The organism is Achromobacter pulmonis (assembly GCF_902859765.1).
Taxonomy (GTDB): Bacteria; Pseudomonadota; Gammaproteobacteria; order Burkholderiales; family Burkholderiaceae_B; genus Achromobacter; species Achromobacter pulmonis.
The window spans coordinates 21,309-28,415 of record NZ_CADIJV010000046.1 but is presented as its reverse complement, the minus strand read 5'-3'; the positions used below and the strand labels follow the sequence as shown (position 1 = coordinate 28,415).

Genomic DNA, 7,107 nt, shown 5'->3' with positions numbered 1-7,107 from the left:
CGACCCGGGCCTCGGGCAAGCCGCGCGCCGGCGCCGCGGCCCCTGCGGCGCGCCAGGCGCCCCGCCCCGAGCGGCCCATTCCCGTCGTGACCTACCCCGAAGACCTGCCCGTCAGCGCGCGGCGCCAGGAGATCGCGCGCGCCATCGCCGGCCACCAAGTGGTTATCGTGAGCGGCGAGACCGGCTCGGGCAAGACCACCCAATTGCCCAAGATCTGCCTGGAGCTGGGCCGCGGCCGCCAGAAGATGATCGGCCACACCCAGCCGCGGCGGCTGGCCGCCACGTCCGTGGCCAAGCGCATCGCCGAGGAGCTGAATACGCCCATGGGCGAGGTGGTGGGCTACCAGGTGCGTTTCAACGACCGCACCGGCCCCAATGCGTCGATCAAGCTGATGACCGACGGCATCCTGCTGGCCGAGTCGCAGCGCGATCCGCTTCTGCGCCGCTATGACACCATCATCATCGACGAGGCGCACGAACGCAGCCTGAACATCGATTTCCTGCTGGGCTATCTGAAGCAGCTGCTGCCGCGCCGGCCCGACCTGAAGGTCATCATCACCTCGGCCACCATCGACGCCGAGCGCTTCGCCCGCCATTTCGCCGCGTCCGAGGACAAGCCGGCGCCGGTGATCGAGGTTTCGGGCCGGCTCTACCCGGTCGAGGTGCGCTACCGCCCGGTGCGCGAGGAAGCCGCCGAGGACGAGGCGCCCGCCAGGCCCGGCCGCGACCGCGAACGCATGTCGGGCGACGAAGAGCGCGACCTGATCGACGCCATCGTCGACGCGGTCGACGAATGCGCCCGCCACGGCCCCGGCGACGTGCTGGTGTTCCTGCCCGGCGAACGCGAGATCCGCGAATCGGCCGAAGCGCTGCGCAAGCGCCATCCGGCGGGCACCGAGGTGCTGCCGCTGTACGCGCGCCTGTCGCAGGCCGAGCAGGAACAGATCTTCCATCCGCGCGGCAACGCGCGCCGCATCGTGCTGGCCACCAACGTGGCGGAAACCTCGCTGACCGTGCCCGGCATCCGCTTCGTGGTCGACAGCGGCCTGGCGCGCATCAAGCGCTATTCCTGGCGCAACAAGGTCGAGCAGCTGCGCATCGAGCCGATCAGCCGCGCCTCGGCCAACCAGCGCGCCGGCCGTTGCGGCCGGGTCGGTCCGGGCGTCTGCATCCGCCTCTATGACGAGGCCGATTTCAACGCCCGCGCGCCGTTCACCGACCCCGAGGTGCTGCGATCCTCGCTGGCGTCCGTGATTCTGCGGATGAAGTCGCTCAAGCTCGACGACATCGAGCAGTTCCCCTTCGTCGAAGCGCCGCCCGGGCGCGCCGTGGCCGATGGCTACCACCTGCTGCAGGAGCTGGGCGCGATCGAGCTGGCCGCGGCCGACGACGGCGACGACAGCGCCCGTACCGGCGCTTCGTTCGTCCTGACGCAGACCGGCCAAGAGCTGGCCAAGCTGCCGGTGGATCCGCGCATCGGCCGCATGATCCTGGCCGCGCGCGAACACCAGTGCCTGGCGGAAATGCTGATCATCGCCTCGGCGCTGTCGGTGCAGGACGCGCGCGACCGCCCCATGCAGGAGCGCGAGGCGGCCGAAGCCGCGCATGCCAAGTTCGCCGACGACAAGTCCGAATTCATCTCCTTCCTCAAACTGTGGCGCTGGTACGGCGAACAGGTGCAGCACAAGGCCTCGCAGCGCAAGCTGGTGAGCCTGTTGCGGCAGAACTTCCTGTCGCCCATCCGGCTGCGCGAGTGGCACGACGTCCACACCCAGCTGGCCGCGCTGGTCGGCGAGCAGGGCTGGCGTGTCAACCAGGTCGAGGCCACCTACGAACAGCTGCACATGGCGCTGCTGTCGGGCCTGCTGGGCAACATCGGCTTCAAGAGCGACGAGGGCGGCCACTACCAGGGCGCGCGCGAGATCCGCTTCCACATCCATCCGGGCTCGCGCCTGGTGAAGAAGGCCGGACGCTGGATCGTCGCCGCCGAGCTGGTCGAGACCACCCGTCTGTACGCGCGTTGCGTGGCGCGCATCGACCCGGTCTGGCTGGAAAAGGTCGGCGCCCACCTGATCCGCAAGAACTGGTCGGACCCGCGCTGGGAAAAGAAGGCCGGCCAGGTGGTGGCCAACGAACGCGCCACGCTCTACGGCCTGACCATTTATAGCGGCCGCCGCATCCAGTACGGCCGGGTGCATCCGCGCGAGGCGCGCGAACTCTTCATCCGCCAGGCACTGGTGCCGGGCGAAATCGACACGCGGCTGGCCTTCGTGGGCCACAACCGCAAGCTGATCGCCGGCATCGAAAAGCTGGAGCACCAGACCCGTCGCCCCGACATCCTGGTCGATGACGAGTTGATCTACGCCTTCTACGACCGCCAGTTGCCGGCCGACATCTCGCAGACCGCGACCCTGGAAAAATGGGTCAACGGGCTCGACAAGGCCGCCGCCGCCCGGCTGCTGCTGACGCGCGACGAACTGATGCGGCACGAGGCCGCCGGCGTCACCACCGACGTCTTTCCCAAGAAGGTCGAGTGGCAGGGCGTGTCGATGGCGCTGGACTACCACTTCGAGCCCGGTTCGCCGCGCGACGGCGTGACCCTGGCGGTGCCATTGTTCGCCCTGAACCAGATCGATCCGGCGCGCTGCGAATGGCTGGTGCCCGGCATGCTCAAGGAAAAGGTGCACCTGCTGCTCAAGTCGCTGCCGCAGAAGCTGCGCCGCCACTGCGTGCCGCTGCCCGACTACGCGGCCGGCTTCTACGACCGCTGGTTCGAGCGCCTGGGCGATCCCCAGACCGGCCTGGTGGACGCGCTCATCGCCGACATGTGGGATCAGGTGCAAGTGCGCCCGGCCGCCGCCGACTTCAAGCTCGAGACGCTGCCCGCGCACCTGTTCATGAACTTCCGCGTGGTCGACGAGCACGGCCGCATGCTGGCTGCCGGCCGCAACCTGGCGCAGTTGCGCGCCGAGTTCGGCAAGCAGGCCCAGGCGACCTTCCAGCAACTGGCCGCCAGCGACACCCAGGTGGCGCAGGCGCTGGCGCACGAGAACCTGACCTCCTGGACCTTTGGCCCGCTGCCGGAAATCATGGAGATCAAGCGCCGCGGCCAGTCGGTCATCGGCTACCCGGCGCTGGTCGACCGCGGCGCGCATTGCGACCTGGACGTGTTCGACGATCCGGACGAGGCCCGCAAGGCGCACCGCGCCGGCCTGCTCAAGCTGTTCCGGCTGGGCCTGCGCGAGCAGGTCAAGTTCCTGGAAAAGAACCTGGCCGATCTGACCAAAATCAGCATGCTCTACATGACGCTGGGCACGCAGGAGGAACTGCGCGACCAGATCATCGACTGCGCCCTGGGACAGGCCTGCCTGGCCGAGCCCTGGCCGGTCAACGCGCAGCAGTTCGAGGCGCGCCGGGCCGAAGGCAAGGGGCGGCTGGGCCTGCTGGCGCAGGAAGTGGCGCGCCTGGCGGGCGCGGTCCTGACGGAATACGCCGCCCTGCAGCGCAAGCTGCCGCAGGCCAAGCCGCATGCGGCGGCCTATGCCGACCTGCAACAGCAGCTGGGGGCGCTGATGCCCAAATGGTTCATCCGCGACACCCCCTACGCCCAGCTTTCGCATTTCCCGCGCTATCTCAAGGCGGCAGTGGCGCGCATCGACAAACTGCGCGCCGATCCGGCCCGCGATGCCAAGCTGGTGGCCGAGATGGCGCCGCTCCTGACCCAGTACCAGCGGGCCCGCTCGGCGCTGAAGGGGGCGTCCGACCCACGCCTGGACGAGTTCCGCTGGCTGCTGGAGGAACTGCGGGTGGCCTTGTTTGCGCAGGAACTGCGCACGCCGATGCCGGTGTCGGTCAAGCGCCTGATGAAGTCCTGGGAATCGCTGCAACGCTAGGGGCGGCGGCCACATAGGGCTTTTCGCCCCGCTGCTGGCGCCCGGCGGCGGGGCGGCGCGAGCCGTCCCGTATTACCGCCGGATTTCAGTCGTTTTCTGTTCAGTGACGCGTCATCTGGTTATGCTCCAATGCGCGGGCCTTCACCCCGCTCCCTGGAGCATCGCCGACATGTTCGAGCTCTTCAGCCCCCGGACGCGCCCGTCCTCGTCGTCCCGCTCCTCGCCCAACCGCTGGGACTGGGCGCTGCTGCCCCTGGTGCTGGGGGTGCTGGCGGCCATGGCCTATGGCGCCTCGCAGATGAGCCGGCCTTTCGCCGTCGGCGAATCGCTGCCGATCTCGCTCGATCCGATCTATCTACCGTACTACCTGCTGCGCACCATCCTGCGCATGTTCACGGCGCTGGCCTTCTCGCTGCTGTTCAGCTTCGTCTTTGCCGCCATCGCGGCCAAGTTCCGCACCGCCGAAAAGGCCATGATCCCGATGCTGGATATCCTGCAATCGGTGCCCATCCTGGGATTCCAGGCCATCGCCATCGCGCCCTTCATCGCGCTGTTTCCCGGCAACCTGCTGGGGGTCGAGTGCGCGGCGGTCTTCGCCATCTTCACCTCGCAGGCCTGGAACATGGCGTTCAGCCTGTACCAGTCGATGCGCACCGTGCCGGCCGAATTGAACGAGGCCGCGCGCGTATTCCGGCTGTCGGGCTGGCAGCGCTTCTGGCGGTTGGAACTGCCGTACGCGACGCCAGGGCTGCTGTGGAACATGATGATGTCGATGTCCGGCGGCTGGTTCTTCCTGGTGGCGGCCGAGGCCATCTCGGTAGCCGGCCAGGACATCAAGCTGCCCGGCATCGGCTCGTACATCGCGGTGGCCATCGACGCCGAGAACGGCCGCGCCATCGCCTGGGCCATCGGCGCCATGATGGCCGGCATCCTGCTCTACGACCAACTGTTTTTCCGGCCGCTGCTGGCCTGGGCAGACAAATTCCGCTTCGAGGAATCGCAGGCCGACGTCGCGCAGCAGTCCTGGCTGCTGGACTGGACCCGCCGCAGCCGCTGGATGCAGGCCCTGTCGAATCTGTTCTGGGCGTGCATGCGGCGCGCGCTGGGCTGGTTCAGCGTGCCCTATGACGGCACCTCGATCCGCGCCCGCGCCAAGGCGCCGGACCCGCGTTGGACCCGCATCTGGGATGCGCTGCTGGCGGCGGCCGCGTTGCTGGGCACCTACAGGCTGGTGGTGTTCGTGCACGCGCAGGTGGGTTGGAGCGAGGTGCTGCACGTGGTCGGGCTGGGCGGTATCACCCTGGTGCGGGTGATGGTGCTGATCGGCCTGGCGTCGGCCATCTGGGTGCCGGTCGCGGTCTGGATCGGCCTGCGGCCCAAGTATTCGCAGCGGGTGCAGGCGGTGGCGCAGTTCCTGGCGGCATTCCCGGTCAACCTGCTGTTCCCGGCCGTGGTGTTCGTGATGGTGGCGTTGAAACTCAATCCCAACATCTGGCTCAGCCCGCTGATCATCTTCGGCACGCAGTGGTACATCCTGTTCAACGTGGTGGCGGGGGCCTCGACCATCCCCAATGAATTGCGCCTGGCCGCCAGCAACCTGGGACTGAAAGGCTGGCTGCTGTGGCGCCGGGTGTACCTGCCGGCTGTGTTTCCCAGTTTCATCACCGGCGCCATCACCGCCAGTGGCGGCTCCTGGAACGCCAGCATCGTGGCCGAGTACGTCTCCTGGGGCAATACCTCGCTGGTGGCCGACGGCCTGGGCAGCTATATCAAGCGCATGACCGAACTGGGCGATTTCCACCGCATCGCGCTCGGCATCGGCGTCATGTGCGTCTTTGTCATGCTGTTGAACCGGTTTTTCTGGCGCAAACTGTATGTGCTGGCCGAAGACCGCGGCCGGTAGGAGTCTTCATGCATTCCAATGTCCTGATCGAACTGCACGGCGTCGGCAAGTCGTTCCGCGCCGCCGACGGCACCGCGCGCAATGTGCTGGAACAGGTCGATTTCACCCTGCGCGAGGGTGAGATCGTGGCGCTGCTGGGCAAGTCCGGCTCGGGCAAGTCGACCCTGCTGCGCATCATGGCGGGGCTGGTCAACGCCGACCAGGGTACGGTCACGTATCGCGGCCAGCCGGTGTATGGCCCGGCCGCCGGCATCACCATGGTGTTCCAGTCGTTCGCGCTGTTTCCCTGGCTGACCGCGCAGCAGAACGTCGAGCTGGGGCTGGAGGCGCAGGGCGTGGCGCCGGCCGAGCGCGCCAGCCGCGCCGATGCCGTGCTGGACCTGATGGGCCTGGGGGGGTTCGGCGGGGCGTTGCCGCGCGAGCTGTCCGGCGGCATGCGCCAGCGTGTCGGCATCGCCCGCGCTCTGGTCATGAATCCCGATGTGCTGTTGATGGACGAGGCCTTCTCGGCCCTGGACGTGCTGACCGGCGAAACGCTGCGCGACGACATGCTCGAATTGTGGGACGAGAGCCGTATCTCGACCAAGGGCATCCTGATCGTGTCGCACAATATCGAGGAAGCGGTGATGATGGCCGATCGCATCATCATCTTTTCCAGCGACCCCGGCCGCATCCGCAGCCAGGTCCAGATCGGCCTGCCGCGGCCGCGCAACCCCGATTCGCCGCAGGTGCGGGCGCTGATCGACGAGGTCTACGCCCTGATGACGCAGCGGCCGGCGCACGACATGCCGACCCCGCGCCAGCAGGGCCTGGGCTACCGCTTTCCGCACACCGAGGTCGAACGCATGGAGGGCGTGCTGGACGTGCTGGCCGAGGCGCCATTCCATGGCCGCGCCGACCTGCCCAAGCTGGCCCAGGAAGCCGAGATCGCCGACGATGACCTGCTGCCGGCGTGCGAGGCGCTGGGGCTGTTCGGCCTGGCGCAGATCGACAAGGGCGATATTTTCCTGACACCGCTGGGCCAGCGCTACGTGCAAGCCGACCAGGGGCAGAAGCAGGCCATCTTCGGCCGCCAGTTGCTGGCGCACGTGCCGCTGGCCGCGCACATCCGCCACAGCCTGGAACAGGAGCCCACCGGTACGCTGCCGGAAAAGGACTTCCTGGATTCGATGGAGGAATTCCTCAAGCCCGACGAGGCCGAGCGGGTCCTGAAGATCGCGGTGGAATGGGGCCGCTATGGCGATATCTATGGTTACGACTACCACACCGGCCTGTTGAGCCTGCCGCCGCGCGATGCCGGCTAGGGCGGCG

Annotated in this window: 3 protein-coding genes; all 3 read left to right on the top strand. The window is 68.0% G+C overall.

Annotated elements, in window-relative coordinates; translation table 11 throughout:
- Window positions 1-3,893 (top strand): ATP-dependent RNA helicase HrpA (hrpA, locus tag HV701_RS24655; RefSeq protein WP_420867828.1); only part of this gene is annotated, 3,893 nt, incomplete at its 5' end.
- A gap of 169 nt (window positions 3,894-4,062) precedes the next feature.
- On the top strand, window positions 4,063-5,796 hold the full coding sequence (locus tag HV701_RS24650; RefSeq protein ID WP_175135628.1) for an ABC transporter permease: 1,734 nt from the start codon (window positions 4,063-4,065) through the stop codon (window positions 5,794-5,796).
- 8 nt (window positions 5,797-5,804) lie between these two features.
- Window positions 5,805-7,100: an ABC transporter ATP-binding protein gene (locus tag HV701_RS24645; RefSeq protein ID WP_175135627.1), complete on the top strand. Its 1,296-nt coding sequence runs from the start codon at window positions 5,805-5,807 to the stop codon at window positions 7,098-7,100.
- Window positions 7,101-7,107: the final 7 nt, after the last annotated feature.